11 protein-coding genes and 4 pseudogenes are annotated in these 14,771 nt (G+C 69.8%); 7 read left to right on the top strand and 8 right to left on the bottom strand.

What is annotated here, in order from left to right:
• Positions 1 to 202 precede the first annotated feature (202 nt).
• Positions 203 to 661 (bottom strand): annotated as a pseudogene (locus ACIO3P_RS20860) (hypothetical protein); the annotation flags it as partial.
• Between the two features lie 292 nt (positions 662 to 953).
• Here ACIO3P_RS20860 and ACIO3P_RS20855 point away from each other — a divergent pair.
• Positions 954 to 2,117 (top strand): histidine kinase, encoded by a 1,164-nt coding sequence (locus ACIO3P_RS20855; protein WP_329821358.1) that lies wholly within the window; start codon positions 954 to 956, stop codon positions 2,115 to 2,117.
• Positions 2,118 to 4,508: 2,391 nt separating this feature from the next.
• Positions 4,509 to 4,751: a hypothetical protein gene (locus ACIO3P_RS20850; protein ID WP_401852892.1), complete on the top strand. Its 243-nt coding sequence runs from the start codon at positions 4,509 to 4,511 to the stop codon at positions 4,749 to 4,751.
• A 386-nt stretch (positions 4,752 to 5,137) separates the two neighbouring features.
• On the opposite strand, the gene ACIO3P_RS20845 is transcribed toward ACIO3P_RS20850, so the two are convergent.
• The 3 genes and pseudogenes from ACIO3P_RS20845 to ACIO3P_RS20835 form a co-directional block, all read right to left on the bottom strand.
• Positions 5,138 to 5,476, bottom strand: a complete 339-nt coding sequence (locus tag ACIO3P_RS20845; protein WP_401853250.1) for a DUF7019 family protein — start codon at positions 5,474 to 5,476, stop codon at positions 5,138 to 5,140.
• Positions 5,477 to 5,504: 28 nt separating this feature from the next.
• Positions 5,505 to 5,669, bottom strand: a pseudogene (locus ACIO3P_RS20840) (DUF7019 family protein); the annotation flags it as partial.
• A gap of 88 nt (positions 5,670 to 5,757) precedes the next feature.
• Positions 5,758 to 6,258, bottom strand: coding sequence for a hypothetical protein (locus ACIO3P_RS20835; protein ID WP_329822248.1), 501 nt, complete (start codon positions 6,256 to 6,258; stop codon positions 5,758 to 5,760).
• A 781-nt stretch (positions 6,259 to 7,039) separates the two neighbouring features.
• Between ACIO3P_RS20835 and ACIO3P_RS20830 the strand changes: the two are divergent.
• Positions 7,040 to 7,413: pseudogene (locus ACIO3P_RS20830) on the top strand (metallophosphoesterase); the annotation flags it as partial.
• Positions 7,414 to 7,453: 40 nt separating this feature from the next.
• Here ACIO3P_RS20830 and ACIO3P_RS20825 read toward each other — a convergent pair.
• Both ACIO3P_RS20825 and ACIO3P_RS20820 read right to left on the bottom strand, forming a co-directional pair.
• Positions 7,454 to 9,946: an excinuclease ABC subunit UvrA gene (locus ACIO3P_RS20825; protein WP_401852889.1), complete on the bottom strand. Its 2,493-nt coding sequence runs from the start codon at positions 9,944 to 9,946 to the stop codon at positions 7,454 to 7,456.
• 4 nt (positions 9,947 to 9,950) lie between these two features.
• Entirely contained in the window at positions 9,951 to 10,235 is a 285-nt protein-coding gene (locus tag ACIO3P_RS20820) for a hypothetical protein (RefSeq protein ID WP_401852886.1), read from the bottom strand.
• A gap of 86 nt (positions 10,236 to 10,321) precedes the next feature.
• Between ACIO3P_RS20820 and ACIO3P_RS20815 the strand changes: the two are divergent.
• From ACIO3P_RS20815 to ACIO3P_RS20805, 3 genes and pseudogenes are all read left to right on the top strand, one after another.
• Positions 10,322 to 10,714, top strand: a pseudogene (locus ACIO3P_RS20815) (RNA polymerase sigma factor); the annotation flags it as partial.
• Positions 10,711 to 11,439: a hypothetical protein gene (locus ACIO3P_RS20810; protein WP_401852883.1), complete on the top strand. Its 729-nt coding sequence runs from the start codon at positions 10,711 to 10,713 to the stop codon at positions 11,437 to 11,439. The pseudogene ACIO3P_RS20815 and the gene ACIO3P_RS20810, both read left to right, overlap by 4 nt.
• A 183-nt stretch (positions 11,440 to 11,622) precedes the next feature.
• Positions 11,623 to 11,808, top strand: a complete 186-nt coding sequence (locus ACIO3P_RS20805) for a DUF397 domain-containing protein (RefSeq protein WP_401852882.1) — start codon at positions 11,623 to 11,625, stop codon at positions 11,806 to 11,808.
• 37 nt (positions 11,809 to 11,845) lie between these two features.
• On the opposite strand, the gene ACIO3P_RS20800 is transcribed toward ACIO3P_RS20805, so the two are convergent.
• Entirely contained in the window at positions 11,846 to 12,604 is a 759-nt protein-coding gene (locus tag ACIO3P_RS20800; protein ID WP_401852879.1) for a BPL-N domain-containing protein, read from the bottom strand.
• Between the two features lie 80 nt (positions 12,605 to 12,684).
• Entirely contained in the window at positions 12,685 to 13,305 is a 621-nt protein-coding gene (locus tag ACIO3P_RS20795) for a hypothetical protein (protein ID WP_329822253.1), read from the bottom strand.
• Positions 13,306 to 13,529: 224 nt separating this feature from the next.
• Here ACIO3P_RS20795 and ACIO3P_RS20790 point away from each other — a divergent pair, with 224 nt between their 5' ends.
• Entirely contained in the window at positions 13,530 to 14,762 is a 1,233-nt protein-coding gene (locus tag ACIO3P_RS20790; RefSeq protein WP_401852877.1) for a condensation protein, read from the top strand.
• Positions 14,763 to 14,771 lie beyond the last annotated feature (9 nt).

The raw sequence follows: 14,771 nt of genomic DNA, 5'->3' as shown, positions 1-14,771 counted from the left end.
ATATCGAAGCGGGTGGGCGGCGGGGTGATCGCTGACAGGTGATCGACTCGATCGTGTTCAAGTACCGCACCCGCTGCCGGTGGAGGGACCTGCCCGAGCCATTCGGCTCGTGGAAGGCGCGTACACAACCTCCTGTGCGAACGGTCGGGCGCCCCCGCAGCACCCGGGAAGTGGTGTCGGCGGTCCCATCGCCCCCGGCAGCGGCAGGTGCGGCGACAACGCCGGAGCCGGAATGCGGCCTCTGAACCGTCCCCGGGCCCTCGGCCCGCTCTGTGGCCCGGTTCCGGCCAGTGGCGAAGACGTACAGGCGCAGCACCAGAAAACGTCCCGTACCGGCGAGCCCGGAGGCGCAGAGGTAGACGGCCTGCTCGCTCAGCGTTCCGGCCGACGGTCGCACGATGTGCAGGATGAGCACCGCGACGGTGGTCACCGCGTACGCGGCCGCCGCCGACCCCGCCGACTGCCAGTGCTGACGCCATCCGGCACGCTGCCCGGCCCCGAAGGTGAAACGCGCGTGAAGCTCGGTGCACAGCACGGTGGAGGCGACAGTGATCAGCGCATTCGCGACTGTCCAGGGCATCAGCCCGGCCAGCAGAGCGACGGCGAAGCTGGAGGCGACCCCCACGCCGCCGCCGAAGAGCACGAACCGTGCGAAGGACACGAGTGGCCCGGGAAGGGACGCGGTCCGGAACCCGTTGTCTCCCTCGCTTTCCGTCCCCTCCGCATGTCGCGCCTCACGAGGCGTACCCGGATTCGACGGGACGAGCGGCTTCATGGAATTCCTTCCAGTGCGGGGAACGGTGAACCTCCGGGATCAACCGGGTTCAACGGTGCCGCCGCCCGCTCGTCGGAACGAGGAGGTGCGCTCCCGAACCCATGGTGTAGCGGGCTACACCATGGGTGGGGTGCTCGCTCTCCCGCGCCCGGCGGAGCCGGGATTTAGCGTGGTCAGCATGCGAAGAACATGCAGGCAGGCGGCGCGAGCCACAGCGCAGTTGGCGGGAGCGGCAGCCCTTGGCTTCTTCTCGTACCTGTTCGTCACGGTGCTCCTGGCCGTGGCCGCCGGCACGATGACGCTGGTCGGTGCCGGGCTGCTACCGGAGGCGGTGCTGCTGCTGCGCCGGCTGGCGGGAGCCAAACGACGCCAGGTGGAGCGCTGGACCGGGCGGGAGATCCCCGAGGCGTATCAGCCCCTGACGGGCCCGCTCCGGACGCGGCTGCGCACGGCGGTCGGTGATCCCGGTACGCACACCGATCTGCGCTGGATGGCCTCCTACTACGCGTACGGCCTGCTGGTCGTGCTGGCCGTGCCGCTGTGGCTGGTAGGACTTCCCGTCGACGGCGTGCGGTGCGTACTGCTGCGCCGCGAGGCGGTCGTCCTGCCGCTGATCAGCCGCCTCGCGGACCTCGACGCCGCCTGGTCGACCGCGCTGCTCAAGCCCTCGCCGAAGGCGCGGCTCGCCGAGCGGGTCGAGGAGCTGACCGAGACCCGGGCGGGCGCGATCGCCGCGCACGGCGCCGAACTGCGCCGTATCGAACGGGACCTGCACGACGGCACCCAGGCCCGTCTGGTCTCGCTCTCCATGCGGATCGGGCTGGCGAAACGCGCGTACGACCACGACTCGACCATCGCCCGCGGACTCCTGGACGACGCGCAGGACCAGGCCGAGGAGGCGCTGACGGAGCTGCGCCACGTCGTACGCGGCATCCACCCGCCGATCCTCACCGACCGCGGCCTCGCCGGGGCCGTACGGGCCCTCGCCGCGAGCAGCGGCCTCGACGTCACCGTACGGGTGGAGGGCCTGGAGGACGGAGCCCGGAGCGGTGTCCGCGCCCCGGCGGCGATCGAGGCGGCCGCGTACTTCGTCGTGGCCGAAACCCTGACGAACGCGGCCAAGCACAGTGGATCGGACCGGGCCGAGGTGTGGCTCGCCGGCACGCTCACCGGGCTGGTGGTGATGGTCCGCGACGAGGGCCGGGGCGGTGCCGACGAGAACGGCGGCTCCGGCCTGGTGGGCATACGCCGCCGGGTCTCGGCCCTCGACGGAACCGTCACCGTGACCAGTCCCCCGGGAGGTCCGACCGTGATCGACGTGGAACTGCCCTGCGTGTGGTGACTGCACAGGGCCGGAACCCGCGAGGTTCTGCGGGATCATCATCTCCGACCAGGCTGCCCGCCACGGGACTGGGCAGCCCCTCACGCTGACCAAAGCCGCCGGGGTTCTTGGCTGGTCAATGGGAAAGCCTTACAGGGCAGTTCGGTCCTCATCTGGTCTCCTTGGACGGCAACGCCACCCACCTCGGCCACATCAAGAACGCAAGGTGCAGACCGCCGACGGATGGACGGCCCACCAGGCCCTGGAGCAGATGAACGGGATCTCGTCCGCACTCCGTGTTCAGCCCGTTCAAGCTGATGGCCAAGGGCGGGTCCCGACGATTCCGTGGGACGGCGACGTGGACTGGCGTGGCGCGTACCTCAAGCTCTGGGGCCGGAACGGCTGAACTCGGCCGGCCGACGCGCCCCTGGCCAGCAGGCCCGGTCAGGCCCAGTTCGTGTGATGCCGATCGTGGGCGGCTGGGCCGTGCCATCCGGCGGTGAGGCCAGGGCTACGGCGCGGGGGTGGTCCGGCCACGGAATCCAGGCGTTCGACGATGGGCCGGAACAACCCGGGGGTTCCTTCTCGATGCCCTTGGCCTTCAACCAACGGGCGATCATCTTCGTCGCGGGAACGAACTCGCCGTCCGGCCCCAGCCATCAGTAGAGGCCGGACCGCGAGACCGTGAGTATCCGAGCAGGAGGACAGCGGCGTCGACCGCTGTCAGGACAGGGGGAGAGGCCCGTCGGGCAGCCATCCCTCGACAAACCCGGTGATCATCAGAACGACGCCTTCAGGGGAGATGGCGCGTCGCCGACGGCGCAGTTCTTCCAGGCCCCACAGCGAGTGTCGCGCTCCCGCGTCCCTCACGAGAGCGGACCGCCGGCTGGAGATGCGCACGATGAACGCCCGTGACCCCGTGTGTCGGTCGAGTTCCCACGTCTTGTTTCTGGGGGATTCGTGGACTCCGTAGAGGCGGCGAAGCGGGGCCGGTCGATTCCGAACCGCTCCTTCGGGAACTGGGCCGCCTGCCCGCTGAAGTCCGCTCCGGAATCGAGGCGGACCTGCGGCACCGTCCATCCGTGGCAGCACGATCCGCACACCGGCAGCCGCTGGTGGTCGTCGAGCAGCAGCAGAAGGACACGGCGGTCGAACCGGGGCCAGGGGATGTAAGGAGCTTGCACGCACGCCATCTTCACGAATTGCTACTCAAGTGGCAATCTTGGTGAGGGTGTGTCGAATGGGGGCCGGGACCTCGCATCCGACGCGAGATTCTCGCGTCGGGTGCGACCTGGTGGCCACCTGGCGTCTGGTGACGGCGTTCTTACCGGCACCCCGACAACGCGGGGCGTTCCATTGATTCGCAGGGCTCACGCCACCTCGACAGGATCCGGGTCAGACGCGCGGTGAAATGCCGAGGAATACACCGTTGATGTGCCCTGCCGAGTCCACCGGGGCGGCGTGGGTGATGGTCCGTCCGAAGCACACCGACCAGGAGTTCGCCCCGACCCCCGATGACGAGCATGTCCACCTGTTCAGGTAACCGCTGGAGTTCGCCAGGTCCGTGGACGCTGTCGCACGGTAGGAACTGGATCGTTCGTTGCGCACGATCACCGCCCCCTGTACGCCGTTCCCGTTCCCGTTCGAGGCCCTGACCGCGCAGACCTGAGCGAGTACATCGGTCTCGATGTGGATCGTAGTGGCGCAACGCCAGAGGCTGGAGCTGGAGGTGATCGGATTTGTGTTCCCGTAAGGTCGCCAGCTGCCGCTCTCCGCAGCTGCGGCAGGGCTGGCGGTCGCCAGACTCAAACCGACGACGGCGGTGAGTGCGGCTGTCGACCCTGCGGCCATCCGGGTAACTCGTGTGCTGATCCGTCGTGCTCGTTTCACGTTCATGTTTTCTCCCCGTTGGACCTCGGGCGCTTCCCTGAGGCTGGTTGTGTTGACGGGGTCGATACTGCCGTGGTGCGGGCGGAAAGGCGTTGGCTGAGAGTCCACATGTCCTGACGATGCGTCTACAAACAGCCCCCAGTGGCGGCACTGGTTCTGGCGCATCACCTTTTCCCTGTGGAGGAGCGGAGTGACAAGCCGGTCGGGGACTCGACGAGAGACGGTGGGGGACATGCTGGTCGAAACGGTGTTCCGGAGTGAGGACGTGCCCGCGGCGGACCGGTTCGAGTGTTGGCGGGGCGAGCGTGGGCTGAGGTGGTGAAGGGGGCCGGTGGTCCGTTGCCGCAGCAGGGGGGGGCGAAGGCACGAGCGACCACTGCGGGACGGTGAAGGCGGAAGGCGGGCGAAGAGCCGGCCGTGCAGGGGCGTTCGGCGCGGTCCAGGCCCGGCCCCGCGGATAGCGGGGCCGGGCCGGGACCGAGCCGGCGTAGCCCGCGGGCCGGCCAAGAAGCCGCCGCCCGAGTGCTCGCACGCCGCATGCTCGCCGGCGAGCTCACGCTGCGGGAGTTCGCTTTCCGGATTCACCAGCGCTACGGATATGAGCTGCCCCTGACTGAGCGGCTCACCGAACTCGATGACGAGTACGACGTCCTCGAATACGGCGACAGCACTGCGGGGCAAGTCGATGCCGAGGTCACGGCCGAAGCCCGGCGCCTCGCAGCCCACCCCGCTGGTCCCGCCGAACCCACGGATACACCCAGCTGATACACAAGATCAACCGCGAGTTCCCGTTGAACAGACTTCGGTTTCCCTGAACCCACGGGGCTCACGGGGGGTGATACTGGTGTGCTCGCGTATTCAACTGTCGTCAGTTCCGGGTCTTCGTAGACCGCTTGGTGACTTCGTGTGACCTTTGGTGTCACGCCGAGCCCATGCTCCTCCGGCCTGAGTGGTGAGCTTCGCAGCAGTGGCAAATGTCCCTTTGACGATGCCCCGGGAGCCGGTGGTGTCTCTGGGTCGTCGCGGGTGGATCCGCCGGTGATCAGGGTGCAGGAGTCCGTCGATGACACGGAGTGGAGCGTCCGCGCCGGGGCGACAGATCCACCTCGCGATGGCTCGGCTGGCAGCGGCCGCATAGCGTGGGCATGTCGTCAGTCGGCGAGGGCGACGTAGATCGGTGTGGCGACGAGGACCCTGTCGTTGCGGAAAAGGGGTTTGGCGAGAAATTCCAGTCGGAGCCGGGTCGGTGATAACACGTCGGCGTTCAGTGCATCGTCAACCGCCGCCTCATATGGTGTCCATCCTTCGCTGCTTCCCCGAGCCAGCTCGGCTTCCCCTCTCAAGAACTTGAGAACGTAGTAGTCGAGGCTGTGGTTCGCTGCTGTGTCGGCGGTGACCCCGATGAGGCCGGCAGGAGATCCAATCAGAGCGAGCTTTACTCCGTCCACTTCGCCACCGAAGAAGGCGAGCTCGGCGGCGTAGTCCTGCATCACGCGCCGGGGAGGGAGCGGATGCGGTTTTCTTGACACCCGCGGCAATGGCGGCCACGTTGATCTTGATCTCCGCTTCCAAAGAACGCAAGAGCCGCGCTGGTATCTGCGGGATCGGGATCTCCAGCTTCGTCTGCGAAATATAGACGTAGTACCGGAGCGGGCGATTCCTGGGCCGCCTGAAAATGGGCATGAGTCTCCTCCAGGTGTGGACGACGGGTCCGCCGTGCACGTCCACAGCGTGTGTGCTCTCACACGCGTCGGCGCAACCAGGACTCGCGTCAACCGTCACCAGATCCCCGAGGAATCCAGCCTGCTGGTGACTTTGTGTGATCTCCTGGGGCGTATCGACTCCAGGTTCCGCCGGTCTCGTTGCGGAGGCGGCTGGTGGTTTTGTCGTGGTAGCCGAGAGCGTCCGCGGCGACGGGTGCGGGGAGTTCGAGGAGTTGCTGCCGGATTGCGGCGCCCCGGGCAGCGGCGATCGGGATGCCGGCCTTGTTGAGGAGCGCGGACAGGTGGTTCGAGCCCAGCGGCTGGCCGGTCCGGCGGCCGGGGAAGAGCCAGCGCGAGGCCGGGTTGGTGGCGGTGTTCATGTTGCCGCGGGTAGCGATGTGCTCCAGCAGCAGGGCGGCGACCGGCGTGGGAACGGGCGAGGGCGGTTCGCCGAGTCGTAGCAGCACGGCGTCGCCGTCGTGGACGACGCCGTCCACGGTGAGCCGGACGACGCGGCTCAGGGTCTGTGCGTAGAGGAGAACGATGATGCCGACGACGCGGAGTCGCATCGGTATCTCCGCATCGGTCAGCAGCCGCCCGAGGGCGGCGAGGCGTTCGTCCTCGCTCAGCGATGGCCGGGGTGGGAACCGACGTCGTGCTCGTGCCCCGGACCACCCACGCCTGACGGACCGCCCTCAGTTCCGACTCCGCGATGTCGGTCACCGTCAGCGGCTGCTTTCCGGACATCGTCACGGGGCCGGCGGCCACGACAATCCGCGAGTCCCGGTTGCCGATCACCCGGATATCCAGAGACCTCGGACCGCTTCCGGGCTCTGCTGCCCCCGACTGGATCTCCTCCGAGACCGTCTCGGATCCCGGCTTCGGCCCAGCCTCGGACTCGGGCACATTCTCGGAAGACGGGTCCCGCTCGGCGCTCTGGTCCTGCGGATGCGGCCGTGGGTTGTGCGAGAACTGCGGCCACGGCGGCGGGCCACCGCCGAACTCCGAGGTCACTGGTCCGACCCCGGACGGTAGGTGAAGGTACCGCCAGTGATCGAATGGGCCGACATGATCACCTGGTTGTTGCTGTTGCTGTGCACGGTCGGCTTCGCCCCGGGAGCGGTACCCGACTCCTTCTCCCGCTCCCGCACCTGCTTGAGGACGCCGATGCAACCGTCGGCTGCGGCGAGGAGGGCGCAGGCGGTTTCCAGGGCGATGGCGGCTTCGCCGCCCGGGTGGTCGCGGGGGACGTGGCGGTAGCGGAGGATGACCCGGCGGAAGTAGCCGCGGTGGCGGGTGGAGAACGCGACGAACTCGGTGCCAGGACCATCGTTGTCCCGTCGTCGCTCCCGCTGTCCTGGCTTCGGCCTGGCCGGGGTCGAGGACGCGAGCGTCGCCGACCCCGACGACGGCCCGGACTACGAGGGCGCGCTCGGCGGACGCGACCGGGACCGGGCCGTCGTCCTCCTCGCCCACCAGCCCGCACAGGTCATGGAGGCCGCCCGTTACGGGGTGGATCTCCAGTTGTCCGGCCACACTCATGGCGGCCGGCTCTGGCCCTTCACCCATCTCACTGCCCTGGCCAACCCGGACGTCGCCGGGCTGAGCGGCACGGGGACACCCTGCTCCACGTGACCCGGGGCACCGGCTTCCGGGGGCCGCCGGTCCGGCTGGGCGCCGACCCGGACATCACCGTCGTGGAACTGGCGTCGCCCCGCGTCTGACCGTGTACGCGACGGCCGGGCGCGGGGCGCCACCGGTGCCTCAGTGGCCGCCGGGCCCGCCCAGCAGCGGCAGGCCCGCCGTGTACCGGCGCAGGAAGCCCGCGGTCGGGGTGTCGGCTTCGGCGACCTGGTCCGGGGTACCCGCGGCCACGACCGCGCCGCCGTCCGGGCCGGCGCCCGGCCCCAGGTCGATCACCCAGTCCGCGGAGGCCGCGACGGGGATGTCGTGCTCGGCGACGACCACGGTGTTGCCCGAGTCGAGCAGCAGGTCGAAGGCGTCCACCATGCGCTGGATGTCGGAGGGGTGCAGACCTGAGACGGGTTCGTCGAGCACGACCAGTCCGGCCTTGCGCCCCGCCGATCCGCGCTGGATCGCCGACGCCAGCTTCAGGCGCTGCGCCTCGCCGCCGGAGAGTTGCGTGGCGTTCTGGCCGAGTTGCAGATAGCCGAGGCCGACCCGGTCCATGGCCTCCAGCGCCTCCGCCAACTGCCGCTGTCCCGTGAGGCGTTCGACGGCCTCGGCGACGGTCAGCTCCAGCACCCCGTCGATGGTCAACCCCTCGTAGGTGATCTCCAGGGCCTCCGGTGCGTAGCGGCGGCCCTCACAGGCGTCGCAGACCACCCACACGTCCGGCAGGAAGTGCATGTCGACCAGCTTGCGGCCGTACCCGGTGCAGGTCTCGCAGCGTCCGCCGTTGGCCGTGTTGAAGGAGAACCAGGAGGACTTGACGCCGCGCTTGCGTGCCTCGTCGGTCTCCGAGAACAGCTTGCGGACGATGTCGAACGCCTTGCTGTACGTGGCGGGGTTGGACCGGGGTGTCCGGCCGATCGGCTCCTGGTCGACCACGGCGACCCAGCTGAATCGCTCGCTCCCGGCGACCCGGCGGACGGTTTCGGCCGTCGTTCCGGTCAAAGCCGCCTCCGTCCCGGCACCGAGCGCGCCGAGCAGACTGCTCTTGCCGCTGCCGCTGACCCCGGTCAGACAGGTCAGCCGGCCCACGGGGAAGCGGACCAGGTCCGTTGTCACGTTGTGCGCGGACAGCCCGTGCAGCTCCACCCAGCGAGTGCCCTCCCCGACCGGCCGGCGGTTACGGCGCAGCCGCGGTCCCTTCCCGGCGAGGTAGTGGCCGGTGAGCGAGCGGGGGTGCGCGGCGATGTCTGCGGGGGTGCCGGAGACGAGCACCTCGCCGCCCAGCCGTCCGGCGCCCGGTCCCATGTCGATCACCCAGTCGGCGCGGGCGATCAGTTCAGGGTCGTGTTCGACCAGCAGCACGCTGTTCCCGGCGGCGCGCAGTTCCAGCGCAATGTCCAGCAGATGGGCCTTGTCCGCGGGGTGGAGGCCGGTGCCCGGTTCGTCCAGGACGAAGATGATGTCGCTGAGTTCGGTGCTGAGCTGGGCGGCGAGCCGGGTGCGCTGGAGTTCGCCGCCGGACAGGGTGGCCGCGCCGCGCGACAGTTGGAGATGGGCGAGGCCGAGGCGGTCCAGCACGCGGAGTCTTCGGGCGAGATCCTGGAGGAGGGGTTCGCCGACTGCGCGCCGACCGGTGCCGAGACCGGAGGTGACCCGGTCGCCCCAGGCGCGTACCTCCCGGACGTCGACCTCCAGCAGTTCGGGGTAGGAGAGCCCGCCGAGCCGTACCGACCGGGCGATCGCGTCGTAGCCGGTGCCGCCGCAGGTGGTGCAGGGCATCTTGCGCATGTACGGCAGATAGCGCTCCTTTGCGCTGGGAGTCGCCGCATTCGCGAAGACCCTCTCCACCTCGGCGAGCGCTCCGCGCAGCGGCTCGCTGGAGGTGTACGTCCAGGAGGACATCTCGTTCTTGTTCGGCATGTCGACGGTCGCCTCGATCCTCTCGTCACCCGTGCCGTGCAGCACGTCGTGCCGGAAGCTCTCGGGCAGCGACTGCCAGGGCTGTGCGAGGTCCACGCCGCGTTTCTCGGCCAGTGCGGGAATGAAGGCGTGTTCGCCGGAGCGCCACTTCGCGTACCAGGGGGAGGCTCCGTCGAACAGGGGCAACTCCGGGTGCGTGACGACGAGTTCCTCCCGTGCCTGCCAGCGTCCGCCGACGCCGTGGCAGTCGGAGCAGCTTCCCTCCGGGGTGTGCCGGTCGAAGTGGGCGGTACTGAGATGGCCGTCACCGGATATCGCGTCCGGGCCGATGCCGGGCAGCCGGGAGTAGAGCAGTCCGAGGTGGCCGTCGATACCGGTGATGGTGGCGACGGTGGAGCGGGGGTTGCGGTTGAGCCGGCGCTGGTCGACGGCGAGGGTGGCGCCGAGGCCGAGGATCCGGTCCACCTTGGGGCGGTTGCGCTGGGTGATGTACTGCCGGACGAACGGCGAGAGCCCTTCCAGGTAACGGAGTTGGGCCTCGCTGTGCAGAGTGTCGATCGCTAACGAGGTCTTGCCGCTGCCGCTGACCCCGGTGAAGGCCACCACCCGGCCCTTGGGGATGCTCACGGTGACATCGCGGAGGTTGTTGGTCCGTGCCCCCACCACCTCGATGGTCTCCGAGACGCGCACGCTTTCTGTCATTTCCTCAGTCCTCTCCCGACGGCGGGAAGGACAACGTACGGGCCCGGAACGCCCGGTAGGGGTTCGGCGTCCTCGTTCCGAGCGCCTCGAAAGCCCCTCCCGGACAAACCAATGAGGCTACTACGCGACGTCGGCCGCCGAATCTGCGTTCCTGCCGTTCGATCTGGACCCCCCAGGTGAACGGGGTCTCCAGGGAGAAGCTGTCCTTACGGAGGAACTCCATGCTGAAGGTGGAGTTGGACACCACCGGGATCATGGCTTTGACCTGGGGCGGCACGGCGTCGGCCACCGCCCACTGCGTGTAGCCGACGTAGCTGGCGCGCGACGAACGTCACGCGCGACACCGCTCGGGCGGCGCGAAGACACCAGGCCGCGCTCAGCAGGATTCCGCCTCCCGACCCCGTGCCGGACTTCGCCGACGAGGTGACCCAGCGCCTGGCCGACACCGAGGAACTGGCCGCCGCGCAGCGGGCGTTGAGCACGATGCGGCGCGGGGAGCGCGAGGCGTTCACGCTCTGCGTGTGGGAGGGCCTGGATGCCGCCACCGCGGCCGAGGCCCTGGGCGTGGCCGTCGGCACCGTACGGGCCCGGCTCTCGCGCGCGAGGAAACGCCTGCGCAAGCTCACCGAACTCGAACTCCGACTCCGAATCAAGAGCGGCACGGGGAACAGCGCGGGGAACGGCGAAGTGCAACGCCCGGCCGTGGTCGGACAGTCACCGGGTAGCCGCCGACAGTCGGCTCGGTCCACGCAGGAGACGAAGCGATGAACACCAACCCGCTACGACGCGATCAGCCGGTCGACCACCACGAGCCGGCCGAGTTGCTGCCCGCGCCGGGCCGTCCGGTGCTCGCTCAGGACCGCCACCGCGTACTGAGGGAACACCTGATGGAACACATCACCCACGAGCACGAGTCCACCCACGAGCAGTCCGGGGCGACGACCACCCCGCCTCCGTCCCCCGCCCGCCGACGCCTGATTCTCGTCGCCGCGCCGCTGGCCCTGGCCGCCGTCGTGGGCCTGGGCGTGGTGGCGGTCGACACCGCACAGGACGGCAAACACGGTACGACCGCCGCAGACGTCACCGCCGCCGCCCCTCAGAAGGCCACGCAACTGCTGGACCGGATCGCCCTGGCGGCGGCCGACCGCCCGGCGGTCACGGCACGCGACGACCAGTACGTCTACACCAAGTCCCAAGGGGCAGCAGTCGAGTTGGGCGTCGACGGCGCCATCATGGACGAGGCCACCCTGCTCCCCGACCTCAGTGCCGCGATCTACCGTGCTACCGCCAAGCTTCCGGGTGCGAGCGTTGTCGACCACGTCAAGGACGCCGCGGGGCGGGAGGGCGTCGGCCTCACGTTCAAGGGCGCCCCGAAGGGCTACGCCTGGGTCTTCGACTCGTCGAGCCTCGTCTACCTCGGCACAACCGACGCCGCTCTCCTGGAAGTTGGCGTCACGGACAAGACGGGTGACGTACCGGTCAGCTCATCCTGAGTGAGCCGCCCCGAGGGGCGTCCGCCACGGCGGACGCCCCTAATCGTGTCGAACGGTACGCGTACCCACTTGGGAGGTGGCCGCGCATGACGGTCAGTACGTGCAGCGCTACGACGCACTGCGCTCGCAGGCCCTGAACCCCCAAGACTCGCGGGGTCTGCTGGAGCGAATCCGAGGAGAGCTATGAGTGCGACGGAACTCGCCTGGTTCAAGTCCAGCTACAGCGGCAGTCAGGGCGACGACTGCGTAGAGGCCGCCGTCGCCGAACAGGCCATCTGCGTACGGGACTCCAAGGACGTGGCCCGACCTCACTTCGCGGTCGGACGCGACGGCTGGACGTCGTTCGTGCGGTACGCCGCGCGCGGCTGAGCCCTTCGAGTGGGACCAGCCGTACGGCGGTAGAACTTCAGGGGGCCAGTACCGTGCCGGCGAAGTCCAGTGCCAGGTCGTGGGTGTGCTGCACCGGGAGCGGGGGGTCTTCGAACCAGTCGTCGGTGGCCTCCGGGTGCGGGCCCACGACGGCGACGCGGCCCGCGCCGTACGAGGTGACGAGTGCGGCGATCCGGTCGTTCGTGTACGTGGCGAGGACCGTTGTGTCCGGGCCCGGCGGGGGCGAGAAGCAGGGGCCGTCCTGGAAGAAGACCGTGCGTGGCTGCCCGCGCCACTCGACCTCGACCAGGGTGTTCTCCTCGCCGTGGACCGTGGCGCCCTTCGTGTGGATGTACTGGTCGATGTCGCCGGGGAGCAGGCCGAACCCCTCGTCCTGTCCGGCGAGGTAGCCGCCCAGGCAGAACCCCAGGTAGGAGCCGCCGTGTTTGACGAAGTGGCGGATGGCCTTCTTGTGCTGCTTGAGTTCCTGGTACGCGGGCGTCAGGGCGCCGCCTCCGGGCTGGGCGTACAGCCGGGCCCGCGCCAAGGTGTCCTTGGACAGGGGGAGTTCTCCCTGCGGTCCGGTGGCGCGGACGTCCAGGCCCCAGGGGCCGCCGGCCAGCAGTTCGATCACCGTGTCGGCGCAGTCCCTGTCCTCCTGGGTACGGCCCCGGTAGACGAGCGCCAGCAGGCGTGTCCCGGTGGACCGGCGGCCGGACGGCGCGTCGGACGGTGTGGACGGGCGGGGGATGCCGAGGGTCTGGCGCAGGGAATCGAGAATTCCGGTGGACTTCATGGTTCCTCACCGAGGTGTCGTGCGCGGGATCTCCCGTACCGGTCCCCGCCCGTGCGGTGCGCGAGGCGACTGCGTCCCGCTCAGCCGTGACGCGGGGGAGCGACGGCCGTACAGGTGGGGATGCCGGAGCTGAGACTGCTGAGCTTGTAGTCGATGATCCAGCGGCCCGGCTGCCCGGCGAGCTGGTACCAGGTGTGCCCGGCGCCGGTGCTCCTGCAGTTGAGGTGGACGGTCTCGGTCTCGTAGACCAGACCCCACAGCTCGCCTCCCTCCCTCTTGGCCTTGTTGATGTTCGCGTAGATCGAACCCGTGACCGTGCCCGTGTAGCCCGCCGGCTCGGAGACCGGGCACGAGGGGATGCCGGAGGAGACGGTGTCGAACGCGTCGTCCATGATCCACCGGTCCTTCTCCCCGGCGAGCTGGTACCAGGTGTGTTCGGCGCCGGTGCCCTTGCAGGCCAGGTGGACCGTCTCGGTGTCGTACACCTGGCCCCACTCGTCGGAGCCCTCCTTCTTCTCCTTGAGGACGTCCGCGACCTCGGAGCCGATCACCCCGGTGTGATCGACCGCCACCGCCGCCGCCCCTGCGGCGTCCTCGGTGCTGTCGGCGGCCGAGGCCCCTCCTGTCGCGGAGAGCGCCAGTGCGGCGAGCACGGCCAGGGCTCTTACGGTGCCGCGCAGTTCGTACATGGTGTTCCTCATCTCCGGTGTTCCTCGTCCGTGAGGCAGGGGGAATCCTTTATGGCAGCCGCGCCGGGCCCGGCGCGACAGCCCGCCGAGAGGGAACGTTCTTCCGTCACCCGTATGCCGTTGGCCGCCCTCGGCCGAATCACCCATCCGTGTCCGGAGGGCGGGACTGTCGTCGGAGTAGCTCGTTGGGCACCTGAACGACGAATGCGACACGGGGCACGGCCTGGGAGAGGAACATGATGGAGCGTCCGCTCGCGCCGCACGAGGCGGCCATCGCCGCTGCCGGCGTCCGGCTCGTCCTGCACGCGGTGGTCGAGGGGGAAGTGGACGAGGCGATCCTCGCGCGGGCCCTGACCCACCTGCGGGCGTGCTGTCCGCTGATCGCCGGGAGGATCACCACGCGGGGGGTACGGGGGCGGGCGCTGGTCCGTGTCGAGGATGCGGCGGCGGCGCCGGTCCTGAGCCACGGCACGGATTTCGACACGGAGATCAACACACCCCTCACCTGGGAGCAGGGTCCGCTGCTGCGGCTCGCCGTGGTGCGCGAAGCCGGGCGGACCCGGGTGGTGATGACGCTGCCGCGCGCGTTCGCCGACGGGATGAGCTACATCTCCCTCCACCAGCGGCTGTGGGCCATCTACACCGCTCTGGCCACGGGTGGGCCCGTCCCCGCCGAGGTGGTCCGGCCGGTGCTGGGCCCGGCCCTGGACGACCTGCTCGCCGCCCGCACCACACCGGAGCAGCTCCATGACTTCGTCACCGAACGCGCCAAGCGGGACGCGGAAACGCCGCCGGTGCTGGTGCCCGCGCTCGCCTCGCGTGGCGGCGGGCCCGGTACGGACCTGAGCCTGCGCGTCATCGGGGTCGGCGCCGACGCCGGGCGGACCGAGCGGCTGGTCCGCCGGGCCCGCGACGCCTCGCTCACCCTCAACGCCCTGGTCTCCGGCGCCCTGTTGACCAGCCTGCGGTCCCAGTTCCCCGCCGCGGACGGTCCGGTACGGCTTCTGTGCACCACGGCGGTGGACATGCGCCGCCGGTTCACCCCGCCCCTGCCCGCCGAGGTGCTCCAGTCGGCGGCGACCACCACCTCCATCCGGCTCCGGGTGGCGGACCGCGCCGACCCGGTCGCCGTGGGACGGGAGGTGGCCGCCCAGTTGCGCGCCGATCTGGACAGCGGGGCCGCGGCGATGGAGCTGGCGGCCTTCCCGCACATGCTCGGCCAGCAGCCGCCCAGCCTCGTCATCACCGACGTGGGCGTCATCGCCGAACCGGAGGTGACGGACGGGCCGCGGATCAGCAGCGTGCGCCTGGCCCCGCTGGGCCATGTGCCGATGATCTTCGCCGTCCTCAGCCGCTACCAGGGCCGCCTGAGCGTCGACCTGACCTACAGCCGGGCCTGGTACACCGACGCCCAGATCCGGGAGCTGGCCCACCAGGTGTCGGCCACCGTGGAGGAACTGGCCGCCTGACCCCGCGCC

It is taken from the genome of Streptomyces sp. NPDC087310, from assembly GCF_044744405.1.
GTDB lineage: Bacteria > Actinomycetota > Actinomycetes > Streptomycetales > Streptomycetaceae > Streptomyces.
This window is presented reverse-complemented; position numbering and strand designations above follow the sequence as displayed.

What these genes read in the sequence shown, in the direction of transcription:
- ACIO3P_RS20855 (WP_329821358.1), top strand. Translation starts at nt 954, where the DNA reads ATGCGAAGAACATGCAGGCAGGCGGCGCGAGCCACAGCGCAGTTGGCG.
- ACIO3P_RS20845 (WP_401853250.1), bottom strand. Translation starts at nt 5,476, where the DNA reads ATGCAGGACTACGCCGCCGAGCTCGCCTTCTTCGGTGGCGAAGTGGAC.
- ACIO3P_RS20835 (WP_329822248.1), bottom strand. Translation starts at nt 6,258, where the DNA reads ATGCGACTCCGCGTCGTCGGCATCATCGTTCTCCTCTACGCACAGACC.
- ACIO3P_RS20825 (WP_401852889.1), bottom strand. Translation starts at nt 9,946, where the DNA reads ATGACAGAAAGCGTGCGCGTCTCGGAGACCATCGAGGTGGTGGGGGCA.
- ACIO3P_RS20810 (WP_401852883.1), top strand. Translation starts at nt 10,711, where the DNA reads ATGAACACCAACCCGCTACGACGCGATCAGCCGGTCGACCACCACGAG.
- ACIO3P_RS20805 (WP_401852882.1), top strand. Translation starts at nt 11,623, where the DNA reads ATGAGTGCGACGGAACTCGCCTGGTTCAAGTCCAGCTACAGCGGCAGT.
- ACIO3P_RS20800 (WP_401852879.1), bottom strand. Translation starts at nt 12,604, where the DNA reads ATGAAGTCCACCGGAATTCTCGATTCCCTGCGCCAGACCCTCGGCATC.
- ACIO3P_RS20795 (WP_329822253.1), bottom strand. Translation starts at nt 13,305, where the DNA reads ATGAGGAACACCATGTACGAACTGCGCGGCACCGTAAGAGCCCTGGCC.
- ACIO3P_RS20790 (WP_401852877.1), top strand. Translation starts at nt 13,530, where the DNA reads ATGATGGAGCGTCCGCTCGCGCCGCACGAGGCGGCCATCGCCGCTGCC.